A 23,953-nucleotide genomic window follows, 5' to 3' on the forward strand; every position below is an offset into this window, starting at 1 on the left:
ATCTGCCGCCGCCTGGACGGCATCCCGCTCGCCCTGGAACTGGCCGCGACCCGGGTACGCGCCCTGGGCGTCCGGGAGTTGGCCGCCCGCCTCGGTGACCGGTTCCGGGTGCTGACCTCCGGGCAGCGCGGCGCGCCCGCCCGCCAGCAGACCCTGCGCGCGATGATCGACTGGAGCTGGGAGCTGCTCAGCCCGCCCGAACGCACCGTCCTGAGCCGGCTCGCCGTGCACCGCGACGGCTGCGACCTCGACGCGGCGGAGGCGGTGTGCGCGGGCGAGGGCGTGGCCGGCGACGCGGTGCTGGACCTCGTCACCCGGCTCGTCGAGAAGTCCCTCGTCGTCGTCGCGGACGGCCCGGCCGGCCCCCGCTACCGCCTGCTGGAGTCCGTCGCCGCCTACGCCACCGAGCGGTTGCACGAGTCGGCCGACGAGGCCGCGGCCCGCGAACGCCACCTGCACCACTACCTCGCGCTCGCCGAACGCGCCGAGCACCGGCTGCGCGGTCCCCGGCAACAGGACTGGCTCGCCCGCCTGGACACCGAGGCGTGCAACCTGCGCGCCGCCCTGGACGAGGCGGTGCGCCGGGCCGCCGCGGGGCACAGCGCGGAAGCCGTACGGCTCGCCACCGCCCTGTCCTGGTGGTGGCTGCTGCGCGGCCGGCTCACCGAGGCCCGCCGCGCCCTGGCCGCCGTCCTCGCCGCCACCGCCGGTGACCCCGACCCGGAACTCGCCCTGCTGCACAGCGGGTTCGTGCTGCTGACCGGTGAGCGCACGGTGACCTGCGACGCCGACGCCGTACCCGACCCCGTGCGCCGCGCCCGCGCACTGTGGCTGAACGCCTACGGCAGGTTCAGCGCCGGCGACCTGGACGGCAGCCGCGCGCTCAACACGCGCGCGCTCATCCACTTCGAGGCCGCGGACGAGCAGTGGGGCATCGCCGCCGCGCTCGGCCTGCGGGCGGCGCTCGCCCTGGTCCGCGGCGACCTGGACGGCCTGGCCCGCGACGGGCAGCGCAGCCGGGCCCTCTTCCGCGACCTCGGCGACCGGTGGGGCGAACTGCAGACCGTCTCACCGCTGGCCGCGCTCGCCGAGATCAAGGGGGAGTACGCGCAGGCGGCGCACCGCCAGCACGAGGGGCTGCAGATCGCACGTGAGCTGAGCCTGGAGGCCGAGGTGTCGGCCCGGCTGTCCGGGCTCGGCCGGCTCGCGCTGCTCGCCCAGGACTTCGACCGCGCCCGCGACCTGCACGAGCAGGCCCGCCGCATCGCCGTCGAACAGGGCTACAAGTACGGCGAGATCCACGCCGACATGGGCCTGGCCCTCGGCGCGCGGCGCGCCGGTGACATCGACGCGGCCGAGGCGCACCTGCTGCGCATCCGCGACGCCCACGCCGACGCCTCCTCACCGGCCGGCGACCACCTGCTCCACGCCGAACTCGGCTTCATCGCCGAACTCCGCGGCGACGCCGCCGAGGCCGCCGCCCACCACCTGCGCGGCCTGTCCATCGCCCACTGCCTGGACGAGCCGCGTGCCCTCGCCCTCTCCCTGGAGGGGCTCGCCGGCGCGGCCACGCTGTGCGGACACCGCTCCGGCGCCGGCTGCGCGGCCCTGCTGCTCGGCGCCGCCCACGCCGCGCGCCGCAGCGTGGGCGCGCCGCTGCCGCCCGCCGAGCGCGGCGACGTCGACCGCGTCACCGCGGCGGCGCAGGAAGCGCTGGGCCCCCGCGCCTTCACCGAGGCGTTCGAGCGCGGGGCGTGGCTGAGCCCCGCCGAGGCGGAGCACCAGGTACGCACCACCCTGGCCGCACTGGTGGACAAGGCCGCCTGAGCCGCCCCCTCGGGGGGCAGGCTCAGGCGCCGCCGGTGCCGGAGAGGGCGGCGGAACCCAGGCCCGCCGACGCGGTGCTGATGATGCCGTCCAGGACATCGCGGGAGCGGACCAGGTCGGCGATCATCCGGTCGAGCCGGTCGCGTTCCGCGGTCAGCTCGTCGACGAGCCGGGGCGTCGCGCTCGCGCTGGGTGTGCCGTCGCCGTCGCGCATGCAGGGCAGCAGCTGGGCGATCTTCTTGCTGTTCAGTCCCGCGGCGTACAGCGCCTGGATGCGGATGACCCGGTCGACGGCCCAGTCGCCGTACTCGCGGTGGCCGCCCGGGGTCCGCTCGGAACTGAGCAGCCCCTGTGCCTCGTAGTAGCGCAGCGACCGCTCGCTCACCCCGCTGCGCCTGGCCAGTTCACCGATCCGCATCTGCCAACCCCCTGTGCCGGAAAGAGGACTTGAATCTCACACCGGTGTCAACTTCTAGCGTAGCGGTGCGACGTACATCGAGCCGTCTACGGAGGAAGCACCCATGAGTGAGCTGACCGGAAAAGTGGCGTTGGTGACCGGCGGCAGCCGCGGTATCGGCGCGGCGGTGGCCCAGCGGCTGGCCGACGCGGGAGCGGCGGTCGCACTGACGTATGTCCAGGCGGAGGACCGGGCCCGCGAGGTCGCCAAGCGGATCGAGGAGAACGGCGGCCGGGCCGCGGTCGTCCGGGCCGACCTGACCCGGCCGAACGACGCGGCCGAGGCCGTGGAGCAGACCGTGCGCGAGCTGGGCGGCATCGACATCCTGGTGAACAACGCGGGCTTCCTCGCCTACGGCCCGCTGGACGAGGTGACCCCCGAGTACCTGGACAAGGTGCTCGCCGCCGACGTCCGTTCGGTGTTCCTCGCCGCCCAGGCCGCCGCCCGGCACATGGGCGACGGCGGCCGGATCATCAGCATCGGCTCGTGCTTCAACGGCCGGGTGCCCGCCGGGAACTTCGTCCTCCAGGCGACGGCCAAGACCGCCCTCGTCGGGCTGACCAAGGGCCTCGCCCGGGAGCTGGGGCCGCGCGGGATCACCGCGACCATCGTGGACCCGGGCCCCATCGACACCGACATGAACCCGGCCGACGGCGACTCCGCCGAGTGGCAGGCCTCCCTCACCGCCCTCGGGCGGTACGGCGAGGTCGAGGACATCGCCGCCGCGGTGGCCTACCTGGCGGGACCGGCCGGCCGTTACATCACCGGCACCGCCATCGCCGTGGACGGCGGCTACACCGCCTGACGGTTCCCCGTCCGCCAAGACGGCCTCGCACCCCGCCCCCGCCGGCCCCGCCGGCGGGGGCGTTCTTTCATTCCGCTGAAACAACAAGCGGTTCCCGGAATTGTCCAAGCCGGAGAATCATTCGCACTTCTTGCCGGGCGTGACATTCGCTGACAGCCCTTGACACAGCTCTGACAGAGCGAGCATCGCTTCTTTGCACAAGGTCGCGCAGCATGTTCGGTGTCGAAAAGGAAGCAGGCTCTGGAAAAGGAGGGAACGCAATGGCTGAATCAGCGAACGAGGCAAGCCTTCCGCAGCCGCCCCATCTGTCCGACGCGACCCTGCGCGACTCCGCCCACATGGGAGGTGTCGAATTCGGTCCCAAGGACGCCACCGTCATCTCCGAGCTGTTGGTGAAGACCGGAATCGACCTGGTCGAGGTCGGCATGGTCTCCGGCCCGAACTCCAAGGACGCCGACCTGGTCCTCGCCACCCACGAGGCGATCACCCCCGAGCGCAGCATGACGCTCGTGGTGGTGCGCGACCGCGAGCAGGTCAAGAAGGCCCTGGACGAGGCCGAGCGGCTGGGCGTGCGGCACATCATGTACTCCATCCCCACCTCCGAGCAGCACGCCAAGCTGAAGCTCGGCTCGCCCAGCGCGAAGTTCCTGAACGTGCTGGCGCGTTCGGCGATCTCGCAGGCCAAGGAGCGCGGGTTCCACGTCACCTTCAGCGGTGAGGACGGCGCCCGCACCCCCAAGGAGCGGCTCGTCCCCTACGTCACCGCCGGCTTCGAGGCCGGGGCCGACCGGTTCCGGCTCGCGGAGACCGTCGCCTATCTGTCGCCCTGGCAGATGGAGGAGGTGATCGCCGACCTCACCGCCATCGACGGCTCCGAGATCGAGATCCACTCGCACAACATGCTGGGCATGGCCGTCGCCAACTCCCTCGCCGCCGTCCGCGCCGGTGCGCAGTGGATCTCGGCGACCGTCGGCGGCATCGGCGAGCGCGGCGGCAACGCCCCGCTGGCCGAGCTGCTCACCTCGCTGCGCGTCGTCTACGGCGACACCCGCTTCGACCTGTCCCACCTGACGGAGCTGTCCCGGGTGGCCCTCAAGGGCGCCGGCCTCGGCAGCGCCTTCCAGTCCGGCCCGACGACCCCGCACGCCTTCGCCTACGAGCTGCCGGGCCAGCTCAGCCACCCCGAGGCGTACGAGACGCTGCCGGCCGAACTCGTCGGCAACACCCGGGAGCTGCGCGTGCGCACCCGGCTCACCCCCGCCCTCGTCAGGTGGGCGCTCGCCGGCGCGGACATCGACGTCGACGTCGAGGACTTCACCGCCTGGCTCATCGAGCGGCAGGAGCGCAACGGCGCCCCCGTGCTGGACCAGGAGGCGGTCCGCAAGGCCGCCATCGACTTCCAGGCCGCCTGAGCGCGTCCCGCCTGTCCCGGGCCGCCTGAGCGCGTCCCGCCTGTCCCGGGCCGCCTGAGCGCGTCCCGCCTGTCCCGGACGGCTGGAGCGCGCCCGCGCCCTCCGGGCCGCGCCCCGCGTCGCCCTCGTCCGAACTCTCACCTCTTTCCCGTACCCGTCACCGTGATCGGAGTCCTTCCATGAGCACCGCTGTTCTCACCGGCTCGTGCCCCGAGTGCGAGACCGAGCTGACCGTGCCCGAGATGGTCGAGGGCGAGACCCTCTCCTGCCCCGAGTGCATGCTCACGCTGCGCATCGAGGGCATCAGCGACGGCCGGCTGACCCTGCAGATGGTCGAGGTCCAGCTGCGCGACTGGGGCCAGTGACATGACCAACCGAGTCGCCGTCGTCGCGGACCGGGTCGGCTGGGAGGAACGCCGGCTGATCGAGACCGCCCAGGACTTCGGCCTGCGCTTCGACTGGGTCAACGACGAGTCCCTGTGCGCCGGTCACCGCGACGCCCTGTCCGTCAAGGACTACGACGCGCTCATGGTGCGCAGCCGCAGCTACACCCGGGGCGGCCTGATCGCCACCCTCGCCGAGGCGGACGGCTTCCGCGTCCTCAACTCCGCCGCCGCGATCCACTCCTGCGAGAACAAGCTGGTGCTGCGCGCCGTGCTGCGCGAGGCCGGCGTCCCGGTGCCGGAGTTCCGGCTCGCCCTGTCCCGCAAGGACTTCGAGAAGGCCCTCGGCGAACTGGGCGTACCGGTCGTGCTCAAGCCGGTCTACGGCGGCATGGGCAAGCGCGTGACCCTGGTCCGCGACCCCGACCTGGCGCACTCCGTCTACGACTACGTCGAGGACCTGGGCCACGCCTTCGAGCAGGCCTGCCTGGTGGAGCCCTACCTCGGCGGCGGGTCGATCCGCTGCCTGGTCGTCGGCCGGGAGATCGTCGCCGCCGCCGAGTTCGAGAGCGCGGGCACCGACTGGCGCAGCAACGCGGCCCTGGGCAACCAGAGCCGGGCGCTGGCCCACGACCCCGACGTGCAGAAGATCGTGGACGGCGTCGTGGACCGGCTCGGCAGCGGCATCTACGGGGTCGACCTGTTCAAGACCCCGTCGGGCTATCTCGTCAACGAGGTCAACCACGCCCCCGCCTGGCGGGGAGTGGCATCGACGACCGGGGTCGACATCGCGTCGGTCGTCGTCCGTTACGTCCAGGAGACACTCGAATGATCCGTGTGGGAATAGTCGGCGCCTCCGGGCTCGCCGGCGGTGAACTCATCAGGCTGGTCAACCAGCATCCCGAGCTGGAACTGACCTTCCTGGGCGGCAACTCCAGCGCCGGCCGGCGGCCGGCCGAACTGCACCCCGGGCTCCGGCTCGACCTGGGCCTGACCGTCGAGCCCGTCACGGCCGACCGCGTGGCCGAACGGTGCGACGTGGTGTTCCTCGCCACCCCCGCCCCGGTCTCCGCCCGGCTCGCCGCGGAACTCGCCGACCGCGTCCCGTGCGTGACCGACCTCAGCGGCGCCTTCCGGATCCGCACCCCGGAGCTGCACGAACGCTGGTACCCGAAGGCCGAGCGGACCACCGAGCTGGCCGACCGCTTCGTCTACGGGGTGCCGGAACTCGTCGGCGACCAGCTCGTGGACGCCGCGCTGATCTCGGTCCCCGGCTGCTACGCCACCGCCATCACCCTGGGGCTCGCGCCGCTGACCCTCGGGCTCGGCCTGAACCTGCGCACGGTGGTGATCGACGGCAAGAGCGGATCCAGCGGCGGCGGTCTGCAACTGCGCGTGCCGGACCTGCACCCGCTGCGCAACGGCGCCATCGCGCCGTACGCCCCCACCGGCCACCGGCACGCCGCCGAGGTCAGCGACTTCCTGCTGCGCAGCAAGCCCGGCAGCGTCGGCTCCCTGGCCATGTCGGCGTACGGGGTGTCGCATGTGCGGGGGCTGCTCGCCAGCACCTACGTCTACACCGACGACCAGGTGGACCAGCGCGAACTCCAGCGCGCCTACATCAAGTTCTACAAGGAGCACACCTTCGTCCGGGTGCGCCGCCACAACGAGACCCTCATCCCGGTGCCCGACCCGCAGGCCGTGCTCGGCTCCAACTACTGCGACGTGACGGCCCTGCACGACCCGGACGGCGGCCGCATCGTCGTGCTCGCCGCCCTGGACAACCTGGTCAAGGGCGCCGCCGGGCAGGCCGTACAGGCAGTGAACAAGCGCTTCCGCCTGCCCGAGGACACGGGCCTGACCATGCAGCCGGTGATGCCCGCATGACCGAGACACAGGCACAGCTCCCCCCGACCGTGGTCAAGCTCGGCGGCAGCTGCCTGGCCGACCTGGAGGGCGGCTGGTGGGACGACCTGGCGGCGCACGGCCGGGAGCGGCCCCTGATCCTCGTCCACGGCTGGTCCAAGCCGCTGAAGCAGCTCAGCCCCCGCTACAGCGAGCCGTCGGCGATCCTGCGCGACCGGTACGGCAACCAGAGCCGCTGGACCACGCCCGAGGTCATCGCCGACATCAAGACCGTCAGCGCCGACCTGGGCCGGGAGGTCCTGCAACGGCTCACCCGGCGCGGCATCACCGCCGAACGGCTGCTCGGCAGCGACGGGCTGGTCAGCGCCGGCGCGGGCGAGCGCTGGTGGTGGAAGGACAAGCAGCTGGTCGAGCTGGAGAACCTGGTCGGCCCCATCACCGGGGTGGACCCGGCGCCGCTGACCGGGCTGCGGCCCGGCCACGCCTACCTCGTCACCCCGCTGGCCCGCAACGACGCGGGCCAGGAGGTGAACACCGACGCCGACCGGGCCGCCGCCGCCATAGCCGGGGCCACCGGCGCCACCGACCTGATCCTCGTCACCGACGTCGCGCACCTGCTGATCGACGGCGAGCCGGTGCGCGAGATCACCGCTCAGGGGGCGGCGGAGTTCCGCGACAAGGGCGCCACCGGCGGCATGCGCAAGAAGCTGCGGGCCGCGGGCGAGGCCCTGGACCGGGGCGTGGAGCGGGTCGTCATCGGCAGCGCGCCCGTCACGGACCTGCTCGCCGCCCGCACCGGCACCGTCATCACCCGAACCTGAGGAGCACCGACGTGGCGAAAACCCGTGTGCTGGTCGTCAACAACCGCACCCTGTCCCTGAAACAGCTCCGCGAACGCTTCGAAGCGCTGGGCTCGGACACCGACACCGTCGACGCGGCGTCCGTGCCCGCCCGGCTCGACGGCCGCTACCAGGCGATCGTGCTGAGCGGCACCAAGGTGCGGGCCTACGACCAGGAGTACTACAAGCCGCTCGTGGACCTGGTCATGAACGCCGACGTCCCGGTCTTCGGGATCTGCGGCGGCATGCAGATCCTCGCGGTGGCGAACGGCGCGCAGCTGGCCGAGGGCCCGCAGCGGGTCGGCGGCTACGAGGTCCAGGTGGACAAGGAAGAGCCGCTGTTCACCCATGTGAAACCCACCGTGACGGTCTTCCACCGGCACACCCTCTATCTGAAGGAGGCCCCGAAGGGCTTCCGCTCCATCGGCCGCTCCGAGCACGCGCCCGTGGAGTTCCTGCGCTCCGACGACGGCCGGATCTACGGATCGCAGGCCCACCTGGAGTTCCGCAGCGACGGCCTGGAGATCCTGCGCGGCTTCGCACAGCTCTACCAGTGAACGACACCTCACCCACCGATGGGAGCACTTGGCAATGAGCCCTGTTGACGACAACACCCAGGATCCCGCGCTCGTCGTGCACCTGAACGGCAGCGGCGGCACCATCAAGAGCTGGGTCGTGATCGACACGCTGGTCGACGGCCTCGCGATGGGCGGCGTGCGGATGACCCCGGGGGTCACCCAGGAAGAGGTGGCCGGCCTCGCCCGCGACATGACGCACAAGTTCACGCTCGCGGGCCTGCGGGTCGGCGGCGCCAAGGGCGGCATCGTCTCCGACGGCAGCAACCGCGAGGAGACGTTCCGCACCTTCGGACGCACCGTCAAACCGCTGCTGCACGGCGGCATCCACCTCGGCATCGACATGGGCGTCACCCCCGCCGACCGGGCCGTCTTCTTCGACGAGGCGGGCTACGACCCGCGCTACCGGCTGGGCGCCCCGGACATGCCGATCGACTGGCGCACCTACTACGAGCCGCTCATCGACGTCACCGGGCACGGCGTCGGCGTCGCCGCCGTCACCGCCCTGGAGGCGAGCGGCCGTACCGAGCCCGCCCGGGTCGTGGTGCAGGGCTTCGGCGCGGTGGGCCGCGCGGTCGCCCGGTTCCTCGAGGACCGCGGCCACACCCTCGTGGGCGTCGCGGACGCGCAGGGCACCATCAGCGCCGACCGGCTGCCCGTGGCCGACCTCGTCGCGGTCACCGACGAGTTCGGGCTCATCGACCGCTCCCGGCTGCCGCAGCACGTCACCCTCTCCGACGGCCCGGACGCCTGGCTCGACGTCGACGCCGACCTGCTGATCCTCGCCGCCCAGAAGCACGCGCTGAACGCCGAGAACGCGCACCGGCTGCGCGCCGGCCTGGTGGTCGAGGGCGCCAACCTCGCCTCGGACGCGCAGGCGCGGGAGAAGGCGCGGGCGGCCGGCGCCACCCTGGTGCCGGGCGTCATCGCCAACATCGGCGGCGCCGGCGCGGCGGCCCTGGCCGTCACCCGGGTCGTCCCCTTCGAGCTGGCCGCCGAGGCCCGCAAGGCCTGGGTCTTCGACTGGATCGGCGACCGGGTGCGCGACAACACCCGGGCCCTGCTGGAGATCGCCGCCGGACGCGCCGGCGATCCGCTGCCCGAACTGCTCTCGGTACGACGTGGAGAACTCCGATGACGACCATGGTTCCCCCCGCACACATACCGGCGCCGGCCACGGACCGCGCGGCCGAGTACCGGTCGCGCGGCTGGTGGCGGGACGAGACGTTCCTCGACGACCTGCGGCGGCAGGCCCGGATACGGCCGCGCAAGCTGGCCGTCGCCGGGCGCCGCCTGGGCGAGGCGCGTACCGACACCCTCGACTACGCGGAACTCTCCCTCCTCACCGACCGGTTCGCCGGAGCGCTGCTCGAACTCGACGTCCGGCGGGGGGACGTCGTCGCGGTCCAGCTGCCCAACCGGTGGGAGATGGTCCCGCTGATGTACGCCTGCATGGCCGTCGGCGCCGTCATCTGTCCCATCGCACCCGAGTGCCAGGGCGAGGAACTGCGCCACCGCCTCGAACTCACCGAGGCCCGGCTGTGCGTCACCGTCGCCGAGTACGACGGACATCCGCTCGCCCGGGACATTGCCGGCCTGCGCTCCGCGCTGCCGCTGGAGCACGTGGTGGTGGTCGGCGGTCACGCTCCCGAGGGCACGCTCGACTTCCACGACCACTTCGTGGCGGTGCCCTGGGAGGACGCGCACATGGGCGACCTGGAGGGCCGCGCCCTCGGGCCCGACGAGCCGTTCGTGGTGCTGTTCACCTCTGGCACGACCGGCTTCTCCAAGGGCGTCGTGCACAGCCAGAACACCGTCCACTCGGGCGTGCGCGGCTATGTGGACACGTTCCTGCTCCGCGACGACCTGGTGGCCGTCGTCACCACGCCGCTGGTGCACTACTCCGGCTTCGGCCAGGGTGTCCTGGCCGGCGTGATGCTCGGCGGGACGATCGCCTTCCAGGACGGCAGGAACCACACCAGCCTGCTGGACCTGGCGGAGCGGTACGGCGCCACCCTGCTGTACGGTCCGCCGCCCACGCTCTTCGGTGTGGCTGCGGCCCAGCGCGCCGACCGGCACGACGTGTCCCGGCTGCGCTACACGATCACCGGCGCGGCACCGGTGCTCCAGGAGCTGGTGGACGAGCTGCGCGACACCTTCGACACCGCCACCTACTCGGTGTGGGGCATGTCCGAGTTCGGCCCGATCACCATCAGCCGGCTCGACTACGACCAGAACTGGTCGGCGCACAGCCACGGCTGCCCGATCGACGCCATGGAGATCCGCATCGATCTGTGCGACAACCCGGACAAGCGGGCCCCGGTGGGCCGGCTGCGGGTGCGCGGCGCCTCCCAGGCGCTCGGCTACTACCGCAACCAGGACGCCTTCGACGCCGAACTGACCGCGGACGGCTGGTTCGACACCGGCGATGTGGCGCGCGAGGACGGCCGCGGCGGCATCCGGGTCCTGTGCCGGGCCAAGGACGCCATTCTGCGCGACGGGATCGTCGTCCCCATGGCCGAGCTGGAGGCGATCCTCTCCGCGCACCCGAAGGTCGCCGAGGCGACCCTGGTCGGGCCGACCGGGCGGACGGACGACTCCGTCGTGGCCGTCGTCGTACCCCGCGGCGGCGCCCGGCCCACGCTGCGGGAGATCCGGGAGCACCTGCTCGACCGCGGCCAGGACCCCCGGTTCCTGCCGGACCGGCTCGACCTGGTCGAGGCTCTGCCCAAGACCCTCACCGGCAAGGTCAAGAAGGCCGAACTCCGGCGGCGCCTCGCCGGAGTCTGACCGCCTCGTGCCCCACGGCGCGGCGGCACCGCCCCAGGGTGGTGCCGCCGCGCCGTCGCGTCTGCCCGGCCGGCTACATCCCGTAGCTGTCGGCGATCAGGGACAGCGACGTGAGCCGTTCCTGAAGGCCGTGCGCGTTGGAGGCGAGCATGAGTTCGTCGGCCTGCGTCCGCTTCCGCAGCTCGTCCAGCCGCTCCCGCACCACGTCCGGGGTGCCGTGCACGGCGTGCTCGAGCCAGCCGCCGAGGATCTTCCGCTCGTACGCGGTGAACACATGGGACCTGGCCTCCTCGGGGGTCGGTACCAGCCCCGGGCGCCCGCTGCGGAACCGCACCGTGGTCAGCGCCCCGGTGAGCGCCTGGTCCCGGGCCTGCTCCTCGGTCTCCGCGGCGAACGCGAACACGCCCACGACGGTGTACGGCTCGGCCAGCACGGGGGAGGGACGGAACGACTGCCGGTACAGCTCCAGCGCGGGGACCGTGTGGTGGCCCGCGAAGTGGTGCGCGAAGGCGAAGGGCAGCCCCAGCCGGCCGGCCAGCTGCGCGCTGAACCCGGACGAGCCGAGGAGCCACACCGCGGGCCGCCCGCCCGAGGGCCCCTGCACCGGGCCGGGTACGGCGTGCACCCGGCGGTACGGATGCCCGTCGGGGAAGTCGTCGTCGAGGAAGCCGAGGAGTTCGGCGACATCGGCCGGGAACGTGTCGCCCGTCGCCGGCCCGTGGGTCCGCCGCAGCGCCCGGGCGGTCGACTGGTCGGTGCCCGGGGCGCGTCCCAGCCCGAGGTCCACCCGGCCGGGGGCCATCGCCTCCAGGGTGTGGAACTGCTCGGCGACGACCAGCGGGGCGTGGTTCGGCAGCATGACACCGCCGGAACCTAGCCGGATCCGGGTGGTCTGCGCGGCGAGGTACGCCAGGATCACCGCGGGGCTGCTGCTGGCGATGCCGGGCATCGAGTGGTGTTCGGCGACCCAGTACCGCTGGAATCCGCGGGCTTCGGCCAGGCGGGCGAGCCGCGCGGAGGTCCGCAGGGCCTCCCGCGTGGTGTGGCCCTCTCCGACCGCTACCAGGTCGAGAACGGACAGGGCGTCGGCCATCGTTGCTGTCCCTCCGTAGTCGCGCACGGGTGCGCGTTCCGTCATGAAAAAGGCCCGGGCCGGGTGTGCGGGGGAGGTGATCCCGCACACGACCGGCCCGAGCGCCTCAGAAGGTCCCGGCTCGGCTACTTCGGGGCCGCCGCCCCGTACCGGACCTCGTTCGCCAGCACGACACCGTGACTGGACACGTCGATGACCATCCGGTCACCGTTCTCGATCCGGAACCCGTCGTGGTACGTCGCCTTGTCCGCACCGAGGAACAGGTAGTTGACCAGGCCCGGGCGGCGCAGCAGCGGGTGCGCGAACAGGTGGTCCGCCATGTCCGGGATCCGGTGGAAGAGGGAGTCGGCGCCGCACGAGAAGGGGCCCCGCCACGCCTCGGCGCCGTCCCGCTCGATGGTGACGCTGCCCGTGACCGTCTCCGGCGGGGTGTCGAGGAACAGCCACGGCGTGATCGAGGTCTCGCACAGCTTGGCGTACGGGGTCCACGCCCACGGGTTCTTCAGGTGCAGGCCGATGTCGTTCAGGTCGTTGCCGAAGGTGTAGCCGGCGTAGTGCGGAACCCCCTGGTCGTCGTTGGCGTACACCAGGACGACCTCGGGTTCCTCCAGCAGCCAGACGGGGTCGGCCGGGGTGGTCAGCGGCTCGTCCGGCATCCGGAGCCAGGAACCGAAGCCCTTGATGTAGTAGTTCGGCGCGGTGAACTCCTCGTCGGGTTCCGGGGCGCGGTCGAACTTGGAGCGGTGCGTGCCCATGAACCCGTTGATCAGGGCGTTGTTGGAGGCGGTCGGCAGCAGCGGCGGCAGGAACGTCAGGCCGGCGTCGCCGGGTTCCACCTCGATCCGGCCGTCCAGCCCGGCCAGGGCGGACCGCAGGCCCTCGGGGCCGCCGCCCGCGACGAGGGCCGCCCGCAGCTGCCCGTCGGTCACCGGGTACAGGGTGAGGGGGCTGCCGGGCACCGGCAGGCCGTGGCCCGCGTACCGACGGCCCTGGTATGTGCACTCGAAGATGATGGACATGGCTGTCAGGTCTCCTCAGGAGTTGGCGGATGAGCGGGGGGCCGGGAATCCGTGGGTGCGGGAGGCGAGCACGATGGCGAGGACCGGGACCAGGAGGATCAGCACCGTCCAGGGGAAGGCCGCGGCCCCCACGGCGTCCAGCAGCAGGCCACCGGCGATGCCGCCGCCGGCCATCGCGACGTTCCACAGGGTGACCAGCATCGCCTGGGCCGCCTCGGCCGCCTCCCCGCCGGCCTGACCGCCCGCGGTCTGCAGCAGGGTGGGCACCCCGCCCCAGCCGAGCCCCCACAGGGCGGCGGCGACGTAGACCAGGGCGTCGCTGCCGGAGAACGCGCCCATGACCGCGACGGCGACGCCGACCAGCAGCGTGCTGACGATGGTCAGGGTGCGCAGATGGCGGTGGATGTACATGCCGACGACCCAGATGCTGATCAGGCAGGCGACACCGAAGACGAGCAGGGCCGCGTCCACCTGGGCGCCCATGCCGATGTGGTCGAGGAAGCTGGCGATGTAGGCGTACAGGAGGGTGTGGGCCAGGACGAAGACCAGGGTGACGGTCAGCACCGCCGCGACGCCCGGCACCCGCAGGGTGCTGCGCATGGGGATCTTGCCGCCGGCCTGCTGACCGGGGTAGTCGGGCGCCACGGCCGCGATCCACACGAGCAGGACCACGGTCAGCGCGGTCATCACGAGGAAGGCGGCCTGCCAGGAGACCACCTGCCCCAGGAAGGTGCCGGCCGGCACGCCCAGTGACAGGGCGACGGGGATCCCGGCCATGGCGATCGCGAGGGCGCGGCCCTCCTGGTGCGGGGCGACCATCCGGCGGGCGTAGCCGGCCAGCAGGGCCCAGGCCAGGCCCGCGGCGACCCCGGCGACGAACCGGGCGACCAGGGTGAGCGGGTAGTTCACCGACAGGGCGGTGACGGTGTTGGCGACGGCGAAGCCGGCCATGGCGGTCAGCAGCAGGCGTTTGCGGTGCCAGCCCGCGGTGGCCGCGGACAGCGGGATGGCGGTGAGCACCGTCCCCAGCGCGTAGATGGTCACCGTCTGCCCGGTGGCCGACTCGCTGGTGTGCAGGCTGGCACTCATGTCGGGCAGCAGCCCGGCGGGCAGGGTCTCGGTGAGACTGGTGATGAACACCGCGACGGCCAGGGCGAGCAGCGCCGCCATCGGCAGCTTCCGCTCGGCGGTCGACGCGTCGTCGGGTACGGGGACGGAGGTGGCGGTGCCGGTGGACGGCTCGGCGCTTGTCATGATGGGTGCCTTCGAGGTGAGGGTCGAGCCCGGCGTGGAAGGGTCCTCCCGGGGCGGGGACGGTCAGGCCCGCAGGACGCGGGCGCCGGTGAGATCGGCCAGCGCGGTGTCGAACTGCTCCAGGTACCGGCGGATCCAGGGGAGTTCGAGCGGGTCCGGCGCCGTGAGCGCGGCGGTGCGCCGCTCGTCGTCCTCGCCGTACAGCCGGCTGGTCGCGACCCGGATCCGCAGGGGGTCGCCCAACTCGCCGAAGGCACCGGCCGGGAGGACGCCCACGCCGTGCCGCTCACCGAGGAACCGGACCAGGTCCTCGCCGCCGTGCACGCCGTGGGCCCGGGCCAGGTGGTCCCGGAGCGGCCCGAAGTCCGGGTAGAGGTAGCAGGTCGCGCGGACCGGAGCGACCCGCGCACCGGCGGCGGTGAGCCGGCCGGCCACCGCGCGCACCACGATCTCGTGCAGCCGGCGGCTGGCCGCGACGCGCTCGGTGACCTCCGGTGGCTCGCCGAACGCGTAGGCGGCGGCGGCCTGCACCGGCGCCGGCGGGCTCGACCAGATCTGGCTGGCGACCGAGACCAGACGGCCGTGCAGCGCACGCCCGATGCCGCTGTCCGGAAGCCGGGCCACACCGGTGCGCCAGCCGCCGACGGCCAGGTTCTTGGTGAGCCCGGTGGTGACGACGGTGCGCTCCGGGGCGTGCCGGGCCGGGGACTCGGCGGGCACCGAGGTGTCGTAGACGAGGTCGCAGTAGATCTCGTCGGAGACGATGACGAGGTCGAGTTCCCGGGCCAGGGCGGCCAGGCGGCGCACCGTGCCGGGCGAGGCGACGGTGCCGGTCGGGTTGTCCGGCAGGGTCACCACCACGCACCGGGGGTCCCGGCCGGCGGCCCGCGCCGCGGTGACGGCCGCGCGCAGCCGCTCCGGGTCGGGCACTCCGCCCTGGCCCGCGGCGATCGGCACGGGGACGGGACGTGCCCCCACGAGCCGGGCCTGAGCGGCGTAGCTGACCCAGCTGGGTACGGGCACCACCACGTCCCCGCCGACGGCGAGCAGCAGCGCGAACAGCAGCGGCTTGCTGCCCGGCCCGGCCACGACGAGCCCGGGATCGGTGGCGAGGCCGCGCCGCTCCCAGTACCCGGCGGCCGAGGCGCGCAGGGCCTGGCTGCCGGGCACGGGACCGTACGCGTTCGCGTCCGCGGCGGCGGCGAGCCGCCGGCGCAGCTCGGGAAGCACGGGCAGGCCGATCTCCCCGCCGGCCATCGGCAGCACCTGTTCCCCGGCCCGGCGCCTGCGGTCCAGGGCCTCATCGGCGGCCAGGGTCGCCGACATGGGTATGGACGGGGCATCGGACATGCTGTCACTGCCCCCAGTCGCGCAGCTGGACCTCGACCATCTCCAGGGTCAGCCGGCCGTCCGCGATCTCCTCCACGCGGAGGGTCAGCATGCACTCGGGGCAGGAGAGCGTCTCGCCCTGGACGATCGGCGGAACGGTCAGTTCGGTCTCGCACTCGGGGCAGGCGCCGGTGAGGGTGGCGCTGGACATGGATCAACTCCGTTCGTCGGGCTGCGTAACGGTGCACTACCTTCCAACGCGCCTCGGAAAAGAGTAAAGGCGGTCCCGTCAATTCTCTGTAGTGGATTGTCAAGAAGTGTCAAGACGGAAAGGAGTTGCAAGATTGGCCTGGCGGAATGTCAAGTCCGCCGGATTGCCGCAGCAGTTGCCCTGACCAGCAACTAATCTGCCGCCATGGACATTTTTCCGCTGCCTCGCCTCGGGCTGGTCGTACCCCCGGAAAACCCCCTGGCCGAACCGGAGTTCAACCGTCTCGTCAGCGCCGAGCTGAATGTGTACAGCGCGCGTTTCCCGCTGACTCCCGGAATGGGGGTGAAGGAGACGATGCTGAGGTACAACGATGTTCTGGAGGACACCCTCGGCACCTTCGGCCGCATGCGTCTGGACGCCGCTGTGGTCGCGTGCAACGCGTCGCACTATCTGCTGGGCCCGGAGGGCGACCGCGCTTTCGTCGCCGAACTGTCGGAACGCTTCGGCTACCCCGTGCAGTCGACGACCCAGGCCATCCTCGCGGTGTGCGAGCAATTCGGGATTTCCCGTCTGACGCTCGTCTCCCCCTACTGGGACTGGCTGACGGAGACGTCCCGCGCCTTCTGGGAGCAGGCCGGCGTCACGGTCGACCGTGTCGTCCTCGCCCCGGCCGTGCCGGGCGAGAAGGACGAGGACCACGAGTTCGACCCGTACCGGGTGACGACCCGCACGCTCCTGGAGCGGATACGCGCCGCCGGCCTGCCCGACGAGGGGGCCGTCCTCTTCACCGGCACCGGCATGGGCACGCTGGCCGCCCTGGCCGAACTCGACCGCGAGTTCCGCCGCACCACGCTGCTCACGTCCAACCTCGCGGCGGCCTGGTGGGCGCGGCGCGCGGTGGGGGCCGCCGGCGCCGAGGTGCACCCGCTCCTTGAGCGCCTGGAACGCGGCGCGGCGCGCTGAGACCCCACGGAAACCCTTCCCTCCCGATCCGCAGCCCATCTCCCAAGGAGGCGCCAGCCGTGGCCACCCTCAGCGAAGCACAGACGTCCGATCCGCTCGTGGCCGTGGTGAGCGGCGGCGCGTCCGGCATCGGCGCGGCTGCCGCAGCCGCGCTCACCGCCCGGGGCGTGCGGGTCGCCGCCCTGGACCTGACACCCGACGAGGTGGCCGCACCCGCCGTCGGCATCGCCTGCGACGTCTCCGACGACGCCTCCGTGCGCGGTGCGGTGGCCGAGGCCGTGGAGCGCTTCGGCCGCATCGACATCGTCGTCAACAACGCCGGCATCGCCGCCCAGGGCACGGTCGCCGACAACGACGACGAGGAGTGGCGGCGCGTGCTGGACGTGAACGTCGTCGGCATGGTCCGCCTGGCCCGCGCCGCGCTCCCGTACCTGCGCAGGTCGCCCGCCGCCGCGATCGTCAACACCTGCTCCGTCTTCGCCGCCATGGGCGTGCCGCGGCGGGTCCTGTACTCCGCGTCCAAGGGCGCCGTCCACTCCCTGACCCTGGCGATGGCCGCCGACCACGTCCGCGAGGGCATCCGCGTCAACGCCGTCGCCCCCGGTGCCGTCGACACCCCCTGGATCCAGCGCGTGCTGGCCCGGACCGCCGACCCGCGGGCGGAGCGGGACGCGCTGAACGACCGCCACCCGCTGGGACGGCTGGCGCGCCCCGAGGAGGTCGGCGAGGCCATCGCCTATCTGGCCGTCGACGCCTCCGGCACCACCGGCACCGTCCTCGCCGTCGACGGCGGCATCCACGACCTGCGCCTGTGAGACCCGCGCCGGAACGTGGGACGACGAAGCCCCGCCGGGATCGTCCGGCGGGGCTCGCGCGCGCGGCGGTCGGGCGGCCGGGCCGGGTACGGCTCGGGCCCCCGCGCCTCGTCAGGCGGTACCGACCGGTTCCTCCAGCACGAGCAGCCGGCGCTGGCAGATGAGGTAGCCGAGTTCGGCGCGGCTGCGGCTGCCCAGGACCTCGGCGACCTTCTTGATGTGGGCCGAGACCGTACGGGAACTCATGCCCAGGCGGGCGGCGATCGCTTCGTCGGTGTGGCCGGTGACGACCATGCGGAGCACGGCGGCGCGGACCGAGTCGGTCACCAGGTCCGGGCGGTGCTGTTCGGGGGCGATCGAGACCGGACGGGCGCGTGCCCACGTGTGGTCGAAGACCTTGACGAGGAAGGCGACGGCGCCGGGGTGCCGGACGGCGAGCGCGGCGTTCTTGCGTTCCGGGATGCCGGGGATGAAGGCGACCGCGCGGTCGCAGATGATGAGGCGCTCGAACACCTCGTCCACGGTGCGCACTTCGGCACCCTCGGCCGTCACGCGCTCGATGTAGGCGAGGGTCGGCTGGTGGGAGCGGACACTGTGCTGGTAGAGCGTGCGCTGTGCGACGCCGCGCCGCAGGATCGCCAGGTCGCGCGGCAGGGCCTCGGCGAGCAGCGCGGGGGACCGGCCGCCGCCCGGCTGCGCGGTGAGCAGTTCCTCCTTGCACGCCTCCACGACCAGCCGCAGGGACTGGCTGATCACGTCGGCGCCCCTGAGGGACTCGATGGGGACTCCGGTGTCGTGCTGTGCCCGGTGGTAGAGGCTTTCCGCGGCCAGGAACGAGGACCGCAGTGAGGCCAGCGTATTCTCGTGGTGCTCGATCTCCCGCACCACGGAGCGGGAGAGTTCCGCCTCGGCGACTTTCGGGGGAATCGGGACGTACAGTCCGGCGACGCCCGGAATGGGGCGCAGCAGCCGGTAGACGATGAGGCATTCGGGAACGTCCCCCGAGATCGTCCCGTCGTTGAGGGCTTCGCGGTAACGCTCGAGCCCGCGAGCGCAGAAATGCACGCCGGGCGATGTTCCTTCGACGCGCTTACGGCCGTCGCCCTTCTCCTCGATGTCCTCTTCCTGGCACATATGTCCCACCTTCGTGTTGGCGCGTTGCGTGATCCCGACGCCTGTCGCCCTCGCGTCCCCGTCCGCGCGTCAGCATCATTGATGACGTGGGGGGACGCGGTCGAGCGGGTCCTGCCAGGCCTTTCGGCCTGGTCCGGGCCGCGAATGATCATGACCGCCCGCCCGGCGGGATATTGCTAAACATGGAACTACTCACACTGGCGAGGTATCGAAGATGTACCAGACTGCCCGGTACGGCCGCGTCTGCACCGCCCTTGTCGTGGGTATCGCGGCAACGGACGACGACTCCGCCTGGGGTTGATTTCAGCCAGTCAGGCGGAATTTAGCCGTCGGGGAATTCCCTGTTCCGTGTTCCACGGGATGTCCCGGGGATGCTCAGGGTGCTTTCCGTGGTTCTTCCGGTGAAATGAGAGGTTTTCCCGAAAGAGTCTCGGTATTTCGCCCCCGGGGGGAAAATTTCACCGCGCACCTGCCTCGGGGAGGGAAAGAGGTATGTCCAGCGAGCGGTACGACGTGGTGGTCGCCGGTGCGGGCCCCGCCGGGCTTCTCGCGGCGGCCCTGGTGGCCGGGCGGGGCCACCGGGTGCTCCTGCTGGAGCGGGGCCCCTGTCCGGGGGCGCTGCCGGGCGTGGTGGTCCGTGAGCGGTCCGCCGCGGTCAACGTGGTCATCGAGAACGAGCGGGTGGCCGGGCTGCGCCACCGCCCGGAGGGCGAGCCGGCCCGCACGGTACGGGCCCGCTACGTGGTGGACGCCTCGGGCGGCGACAGCCCGCTGCGCCGTCATGTCGCAGGAGCCCGGGGCTCGTCCGGGCTGGCCGTGTACGCCTGCTTCACGGCCGGCGGCGGGGCGGCAGGCCCGCGGCGCTTCCCGTTCGACGGCGGCTGGTTCTGGATCGCGCCGGCCGGTGACGGGCTGACCCGGGTCGGCGCCGTGGTGCGGCCGGACCTGGCGGGCCTGGTGCGGGCGGATCCCGGGCGCGCGCTGTCCGGCTTCGCCGAGGCGTGTCCGCCGGTCCGGGACTTCCTGGCCGGGGCGACCCGGGCGCGCGGCGGCCCCGGCCTCATCCGGGTGCGCCCGCACTGGTCGTACGCCGACGACCGGCTGTGGCGTCCCGGGATGGTGCTCGTCGGCGACGCCGCGTGCGCGGTGGGACCGCAGTCGCCGCCGTCCCGCGGGATGCACCTGGCGTGCCGCGGCGCCGGACTCGCGGCCGGCGCCCTCGACGGGTTCCTGCGGGGTGCGGCGGACGAGGCGGCGGCCTTCGCGGAGTTCGAACGGCGGTACCGGACGGCGTACGACGAGACCCTGCACGACGAGGTCCTGCACGACGAGGTCCTGCACGACGATGCCCTCAACCACGGCGCCCCCGACGGCGCGGCACCGCACGGCGAAGTGCCGCACTGCGAAGAACCCCACGAGGGCTTGCCGTTCGGCGACGGACCGCGCTCACCGCTGCCCGGCCTCAGTCGGTGACGAGGTCGTCCGGGGCGGACCGGGCCAGTTCGGCGAGCCTGCCGAGCGCCTGCGCCAGGACCTCCGGCTGCGGGGAGGCGAGGCCCAGGCGCACGGCGTTGGGGGCCTGGCTGCCGCCGACGGTGAACGCGGCGGCGGGCACCACCCCGATGCCGTGCCGCGCGGCGGCGGCGACGAACGTGTCCGCGCGCCACGGGCGCGGCAGCTGCCACCAGCAGTGGTAGGAGCGCGGATGGCTGCGCACGGCGAAACCGTCGAGGTGCCGGGCCGCGATCTCCTGCCGTACCGCCGCTTCCCGCTGCTTGGCGACCACCAGCTTCTTCACCGTGCCGTCCTGCTGCCAGCGGTGGGCGGCCTCCAGCGCGAAGCGCATGGGGGACCAGCCGCCCGATCGCAGGGAGACCGCGATCTCACTGGTCAGGGCGGGGGGTGCCACCGCGAAGCCGAGGGTCAGGCCGGGCGCGATGCGCTTGGACAGGGAGTCGATCAGGACGGTCCGCTCGGGGGCGTAGGCGGCCAGCGGCGGCAGTTCGTCGCGCAGGAACGCCCAGATGGCGTCCTCGACCGCGGGGAGCCCGAGCCTCAGCAGGACCTCCGCCAGCCGCTCGATCCGCTGCTCGGGCATCGTGAGCGACAGCGGGTTGTGCAGCCTCGGCTGCACGTAGACGGCGTGCAGCGGGGCCGCCGCGTGGGCCTCCGCCACGGCCTCCGGGATCAGCCCGTCCTCGTCCATGGCCAGTGGGACGAGGGTGATGGCGAGCCGGGCGGCCACGGCCTTGATGACGGGGTAGGTCAGCTCCTCGACGCCGAGGCGCCCGCCCGGCGGCACCAGCGCGGTGATGACGGCCGAGATGGCCTGCCGGCCGTTGCCCGCGAAGAGCACCCGCGCCGGGTCGGGGCGCCAGCCGCCACGGGCGAGGGTGTCGGCGGCGGACTCCTGGACGGCGGGCAGTCCGGCCGTGCCGACCGGCAGCAGGGCGTATCCGAGGGCGTCGGGGCGCAGCAGCCCGCCGAGCCCTTCGGCGAGGAGTGCGCTCTGCTCGGGCACGGTCGGGTAGTTCAGCTCCAGATCGACCCGGCCGGCCGCGGGCTCGGTCAGCGCGGGGAGGGACGCACCGGACGCCGCGGACACCGCGCGCACGAACGTGCCGCGGCCCACCTCGCCCACGGTCAGCCCACGGCGGGCCAGCTCCTGGTACACGCGGGCGGCGGTGGAGTTGGCGATGCCCTGCTGCCGGGCGAACTCGCGCTGCGGGGGGAGGCGGTCGCCGGGGCGGAGGGCGCCGGACCGGATCTGCTCGGCCACCGCGTCGGCGACGCTCTGATAGTCCTTCACGCCTCGTGCTCCCCTCGTCCGTCCGGGCGCCTCCATCCAACCACAGCATTGCACTCGGTGCAATAGTCCAGTTGCATCGAGCTATTGCTCTGCCTTAAGCTCCGGGCATTGCCCCGAGGTCAGGAAGGGAGTCCTGGGCTCAGTGAAGACGACGACCCCCACCCGGTCCCCGCTCGGCCGCACTCCCGCACCACTGCCCGACTGCCGCCACTGCGGCTTCAGAACCCACCTGATCAGCCAGGACGCCATCGCGGACGCGCTACGGGAGTATGCGACCGCCTGGCAGCGGGTGTTACGGGACCCCCGGCTCAGCGGTCGGCGCGCGGGCGTCCCCGCGTGGTCCGCCCTGGAGTGCGGCTGTCACGTCCGGGACATGTGCCTGCTGTTCCACACCCGACTCGATGCAATCCTGGGTCAATCGCCGAATGCACCGAGTGCACGGGCCGCCGTGACGTCCGGTGCGGCGGCGGATCGCCCCGACAGCGCCCCGCACTACCGGGACGAGGAGCCCCGGCGCGTGGCGGAGGAACTGGGGCGGGCCGCCGAGGCCCTGGCCGGCCGCCTGGCCCGGCTCACCGCCGACGACTGGCACCGCGACGACCCGCGCCTGGCCGATCCGCGGCTCACCGTCGACTTCTTCACCCGCCACCTCCTGCACGACATCGCCCACGACCTCGCCGAGGCCGTGCACGACGACGGCGCCGACGCGGCGCACGCGGAGAACGGCGCTGCAACGCACCTACGAATGAGGGGTTTTCATGGTTGAACTGAGCGGAATCCTCGGCGTCTCGGTGGTGGCACTCGGCATGGTGCTCACCCCCGGCCCGAACATGATCTATCTCGTCTCCCGCAGCATCACCCAGGGCCGGCGTGCCGGGATCATCTCCCTCGGCGGGGTGGCCCTCGGCTTCATGGTGTACCTGCTCGCCGCGAACCTGGGCCTGTCGGTCGTCTTCCTCGCCGTGCCCGAGCTGTACGTCGCGGTGAAGCTGGCGGGCGCCGCCTACCTCGCCTACCTGGCCTGGAACGCCCTGAAGCCGGGCGGCATCTCCGTCTTCGACCCGCAGGACGTGCCGCACGACTCGCCGCGCAAGCTGTTCACCATGGGCCTGATGACGAACCTGCTCAACCCGAAGATCGCCATCATGTACCTGTCCCTCATCCCCCAGTTCATCGACCTGGACCGGGGCCACGTCCTGCTCCAGGGCATCATTCTCGGTTCGTTCCAGATCGTGGTCAGCATCGCGGTCAACCTGGCCATCGTGCTCGCCGCCGGCACGATCGCCGTCTTCCTCTCCCGCCGCCCCTCCTGGCTGAAGGTGCAGCGCTACGCGATGGGCACGGTGCTCGGCGCCCTCGCCGTCTCCTTGGCCGTCGACACGTCGGGCCCGAGCAACCCGAGCTGACGGGCCGCGGCACGCAGCACAGCCGGAGGGGCCGGTNNGCCCCTCCGGCTGTGCCGTCCCCCCTCAGCTGTCGGTCAGAGGGGAGCGAGGCGGGTCCTGAGCAGACAGAACTCGTTGCCCTCCGGATCGGCGAGGACGTGCCAGGACGCGTCCGCGGGCTGACCGATGTCGACGAGCTTCGCCCCGGCGGCCAGGAGGCGCTCCAGCTCGGCGTCCTGATCGCGGTCGGTGGGGTTGACGTCGATGTGCAGCCGCGCGGGCGGCCCGTCCCTCAGATCGTCGGTGCGGATGAGGAAGATCGTCGGCTGGGGGCCGCCGAACCCCTCGCGCGGACCGATCTCGATACAGCCCTCGGCTTCGCGCTCCAGCTCCACGAAGTCCAGGACCTCGCACCAGAACCGCGCCAGCGCCTCGGGGTCGTGGCACTTGAGCACGATTTCACTGATACGACATGCCATGTGACGGAACCTAACTCTCAGCGTGCGAACGGCCGGACGCTACCGGGCGGGGCGAGCGGAGTCGAACGATTTTCCGGCGGGCGGGCGCGGCATCGCCCGCCCGCCGGCCGTCGCACAGGTCTCAGCCGCGGGCCGCGGTCAGGTGTTGGGCGTGTTCCTGGAGGGAGCGGACGCCGACGTCTCCGTGGTGGAGGGCGTCGATGCCCTGGACGGCCGCGGCGAGTGCCTGGACGGTGGTCAGGCAGGGCACGGAACGGGCGACGGCGGCGGTGCGGATGTCGTAGCCGTCGAGCCGGCCGCCGGTGCCGTAGGGGGTGTTGACGATGAGGTCGACCTCGCCGTCGTGGATGAGCTGGACGATGGTCTTCTCCCCGTTCGGCCCGGTGCCCTCGGACTGCTTGCGCACCACGGTGGCGTGGATCCCGTTGCGCTTGAGGACCTCGGCGGTACCGGAGGTGGCCAGCAGCTCGAAACCGTGCGCGACCAGCTCCCGCGCCGGGAAGATCAT

General features: G+C 72.6%; 24 protein-coding genes and 1 pseudogene. 15 read left to right on the top strand and 10 right to left on the bottom strand.

Going from position 1 to position 23,953, the window contains the following annotated elements; genetic code table 11:
* Positions 1-1,827: ATP-binding protein (locus CCN44_RS03165; protein WP_414820480.1), on the top strand; the 1,827-nt coding region annotated here is incomplete at its 5' end.
* Between the two features lie 22 nt (positions 1,828-1,849).
* Here CCN44_RS03165 and CCN44_RS03170 read toward each other — a convergent pair.
* Positions 1,850-2,245 (bottom strand): MerR family transcriptional regulator, encoded by a 396-nt coding sequence (locus tag CCN44_RS03170; protein ID WP_059253906.1) that lies wholly within the window; start codon positions 2,243-2,245, stop codon positions 1,850-1,852.
* 103 nt (positions 2,246-2,348) lie between these two features.
* Here CCN44_RS03170 and CCN44_RS03175 point away from each other — a divergent pair, with 103 nt between their 5' ends.
* The 9 genes from CCN44_RS03175 to CCN44_RS03215 all read left to right on the top strand — a co-directional run bounded on the left by CCN44_RS03175 (position 2,349) and on the right by CCN44_RS03215 (position 10,954).
* Positions 2,349-3,089, top strand: coding sequence for an SDR family NAD(P)-dependent oxidoreductase (locus CCN44_RS03175; protein WP_059253908.1), 741 nt, complete (start codon positions 2,349-2,351; stop codon positions 3,087-3,089).
* A 260-nt stretch (positions 3,090-3,349) separates the two neighbouring features.
* Positions 3,350-4,501, top strand: a complete 1,152-nt coding sequence (locus tag CCN44_RS03180; protein WP_059253910.1) for an isopropylmalate synthase — start codon at positions 3,350-3,352, stop codon at positions 4,499-4,501.
* A 179-nt stretch (positions 4,502-4,680) separates the two neighbouring features.
* Positions 4,681-4,866, top strand: a complete 186-nt coding sequence (locus CCN44_RS03185) for a lysine biosynthesis protein LysW (RefSeq protein ID WP_059253912.1) — start codon at positions 4,681-4,683, stop codon at positions 4,864-4,866.
* A 1-nt stretch (position 4,867) separates the two neighbouring features.
* Positions 4,868-5,716, top strand: a complete 849-nt coding sequence (locus tag CCN44_RS03190; RefSeq protein WP_059253914.1) for an ATP-grasp domain-containing protein — start codon at positions 4,868-4,870, stop codon at positions 5,714-5,716.
* The gene (argC, locus tag CCN44_RS03195) at positions 5,713-6,771 is read left to right on the top strand and encodes an N-acetyl-gamma-glutamyl-phosphate reductase (RefSeq protein WP_059253916.1); all 1,059 of its coding nucleotides are present in this window, start codon (positions 5,713-5,715) and stop codon (positions 6,769-6,771) included. Before CCN44_RS03190 ends, argC begins: the two co-directional genes overlap by 4 nt.
* Positions 6,768-7,571 (top strand): amino acid kinase family protein, encoded by an 804-nt coding sequence (locus tag CCN44_RS03200; RefSeq protein WP_059253918.1) that lies wholly within the window; start codon positions 6,768-6,770, stop codon positions 7,569-7,571. The genes argC and CCN44_RS03200 overlap by 4 nt, the downstream gene beginning before the upstream one ends.
* A gap of 11 nt (positions 7,572-7,582) precedes the next feature.
* Complete coding sequence (locus tag CCN44_RS03205) at positions 7,583-8,146, top strand: type 1 glutamine amidotransferase (RefSeq protein WP_059253919.1); 564 nt, start codon at positions 7,583-7,585, stop codon at positions 8,144-8,146.
* 34 nt (positions 8,147-8,180) lie between these two features.
* Positions 8,181-9,302, top strand: coding sequence for a Glu/Leu/Phe/Val dehydrogenase dimerization domain-containing protein (locus CCN44_RS03210; protein WP_059253921.1), 1,122 nt, complete (start codon positions 8,181-8,183; stop codon positions 9,300-9,302).
* Between the two features lie 5 nt (positions 9,303-9,307).
* Positions 9,308-10,954, top strand: coding sequence for an AMP-binding protein (locus tag CCN44_RS03215; protein ID WP_086696789.1), 1,647 nt, complete (start codon positions 9,308-9,310; stop codon positions 10,952-10,954).
* A 73-nt stretch (positions 10,955-11,027) separates the two neighbouring features.
* Here the strand turns inward: CCN44_RS03215 and CCN44_RS03220 are convergent, their stop codons facing one another.
* From CCN44_RS03220 to CCN44_RS03240, 5 genes are all read right to left on the bottom strand, one after another.
* Positions 11,028-12,047 carry an LLM class flavin-dependent oxidoreductase gene (locus CCN44_RS03220; RefSeq protein WP_414820481.1) on the bottom strand — a complete coding sequence of 340 codons (1,020 nt, stop codon included), beginning with the start codon at positions 12,045-12,047 and terminating at the stop codon, positions 11,028-11,030.
* 125 nt (positions 12,048-12,172) lie between these two features.
* Positions 12,173-13,066 (bottom strand): fumarylacetoacetate (FAA) hydrolase, encoded by an 894-nt coding sequence (locus CCN44_RS03225; protein WP_059253927.1) that lies wholly within the window; start codon positions 13,064-13,066, stop codon positions 12,173-12,175.
* Between the two features lie 15 nt (positions 13,067-13,081).
* Complete coding sequence (locus CCN44_RS03230; RefSeq protein ID WP_086696785.1) at positions 13,082-14,320, bottom strand: MFS transporter; 1,239 nt, start codon at positions 14,318-14,320, stop codon at positions 13,082-13,084.
* A 63-nt stretch (positions 14,321-14,383) separates the two neighbouring features.
* Positions 14,384-15,670 (bottom strand): pyridoxal phosphate-dependent aminotransferase, encoded by a 1,287-nt coding sequence (locus tag CCN44_RS03235; RefSeq protein WP_059253930.1) that lies wholly within the window; start codon positions 15,668-15,670, stop codon positions 14,384-14,386.
* A 4-nt stretch (positions 15,671-15,674) separates the two neighbouring features.
* Positions 15,675-15,860, bottom strand: a complete 186-nt coding sequence (locus CCN44_RS03240) for a lysine biosynthesis protein LysW (protein WP_059253931.1) — start codon at positions 15,858-15,860, stop codon at positions 15,675-15,677.
* Between the two features lie 204 nt (positions 15,861-16,064).
* Between CCN44_RS03240 and CCN44_RS03245 the strand changes: the two genes are divergently transcribed.
* Positions 16,065-16,823, top strand: coding sequence for a maleate cis-trans isomerase family protein (locus CCN44_RS03245; RefSeq protein WP_059253933.1), 759 nt, complete (start codon positions 16,065-16,067; stop codon positions 16,821-16,823).
* A 59-nt stretch (positions 16,824-16,882) separates the two neighbouring features.
* Complete coding sequence (locus CCN44_RS03250; protein ID WP_086696786.1) at positions 16,883-17,638, top strand: SDR family NAD(P)-dependent oxidoreductase; 756 nt, start codon at positions 16,883-16,885, stop codon at positions 17,636-17,638.
* A gap of 111 nt (positions 17,639-17,749) precedes the next feature.
* Here CCN44_RS03250 and CCN44_RS03255 read toward each other — a convergent pair whose 3' ends face one another.
* Positions 17,750-18,772 carry a helix-turn-helix transcriptional regulator gene (locus CCN44_RS03255; protein WP_086696787.1) on the bottom strand — a complete coding sequence of 341 codons (1,023 nt, stop codon included), beginning with the start codon at positions 18,770-18,772 and terminating at the stop codon, positions 17,750-17,752.
* A gap of 492 nt (positions 18,773-19,264) precedes the next feature.
* Here CCN44_RS03255 and CCN44_RS03260 point away from each other — a divergent pair, with 492 nt between their 5' ends.
* Complete coding sequence (locus CCN44_RS03260) at positions 19,265-20,245, top strand: NAD(P)/FAD-dependent oxidoreductase (RefSeq protein WP_086696788.1); 981 nt, start codon at positions 19,265-19,267, stop codon at positions 20,243-20,245.
* Here CCN44_RS03260 and CCN44_RS03265 read toward each other — a convergent pair.
* On the bottom strand, positions 20,235-21,581 hold the full coding sequence (locus CCN44_RS03265; protein ID WP_059253939.1) for an aminotransferase-like domain-containing protein: 1,347 nt from the start codon (positions 21,579-21,581) through the stop codon (positions 20,235-20,237). The genes CCN44_RS03260 and CCN44_RS03265 overlap by 11 nt on opposite strands.
* Positions 21,582-22,029: 448 nt before the next feature.
* Between CCN44_RS03265 and CCN44_RS43930 the strand changes: the two genes are divergently transcribed.
* On the top strand, positions 22,030-22,347 hold the full coding sequence (locus tag CCN44_RS43930; RefSeq protein ID WP_143649596.1) for a hypothetical protein: 318 nt from the start codon (positions 22,030-22,032) through the stop codon (positions 22,345-22,347).
* Positions 22,340-22,987 (top strand): LysE family translocator, encoded by a 648-nt coding sequence (locus CCN44_RS03275; protein WP_059253943.1) that lies wholly within the window; start codon positions 22,340-22,342, stop codon positions 22,985-22,987. The genes CCN44_RS43930 and CCN44_RS03275 overlap by 8 nt, the downstream gene beginning before the upstream one ends.
* Positions 22,988-23,061: 74 nt before the next feature.
* Here the strand turns inward: CCN44_RS03275 and CCN44_RS03280 are convergent, their stop codons facing one another.
* Positions 23,062-23,445 carry a VOC family protein gene (locus tag CCN44_RS03280; protein ID WP_059253945.1) on the bottom strand — a complete coding sequence of 128 codons (384 nt, stop codon included), beginning with the start codon at positions 23,443-23,445 and terminating at the stop codon, positions 23,062-23,064.
* Positions 23,446-23,566: 121 nt separating this feature from the next.
* Positions 23,567-23,953, bottom strand: a pseudogene (carB, locus tag CCN44_RS03285) (carbamoyl-phosphate synthase large subunit); the annotation flags it as partial.

The sequence above is a fragment of the Streptomyces tricolor genome (assembly GCF_002155905.1).
GTDB lineage: Bacteria > Actinomycetota > Actinomycetes > Streptomycetales > Streptomycetaceae > Streptomyces > Streptomyces tricolor.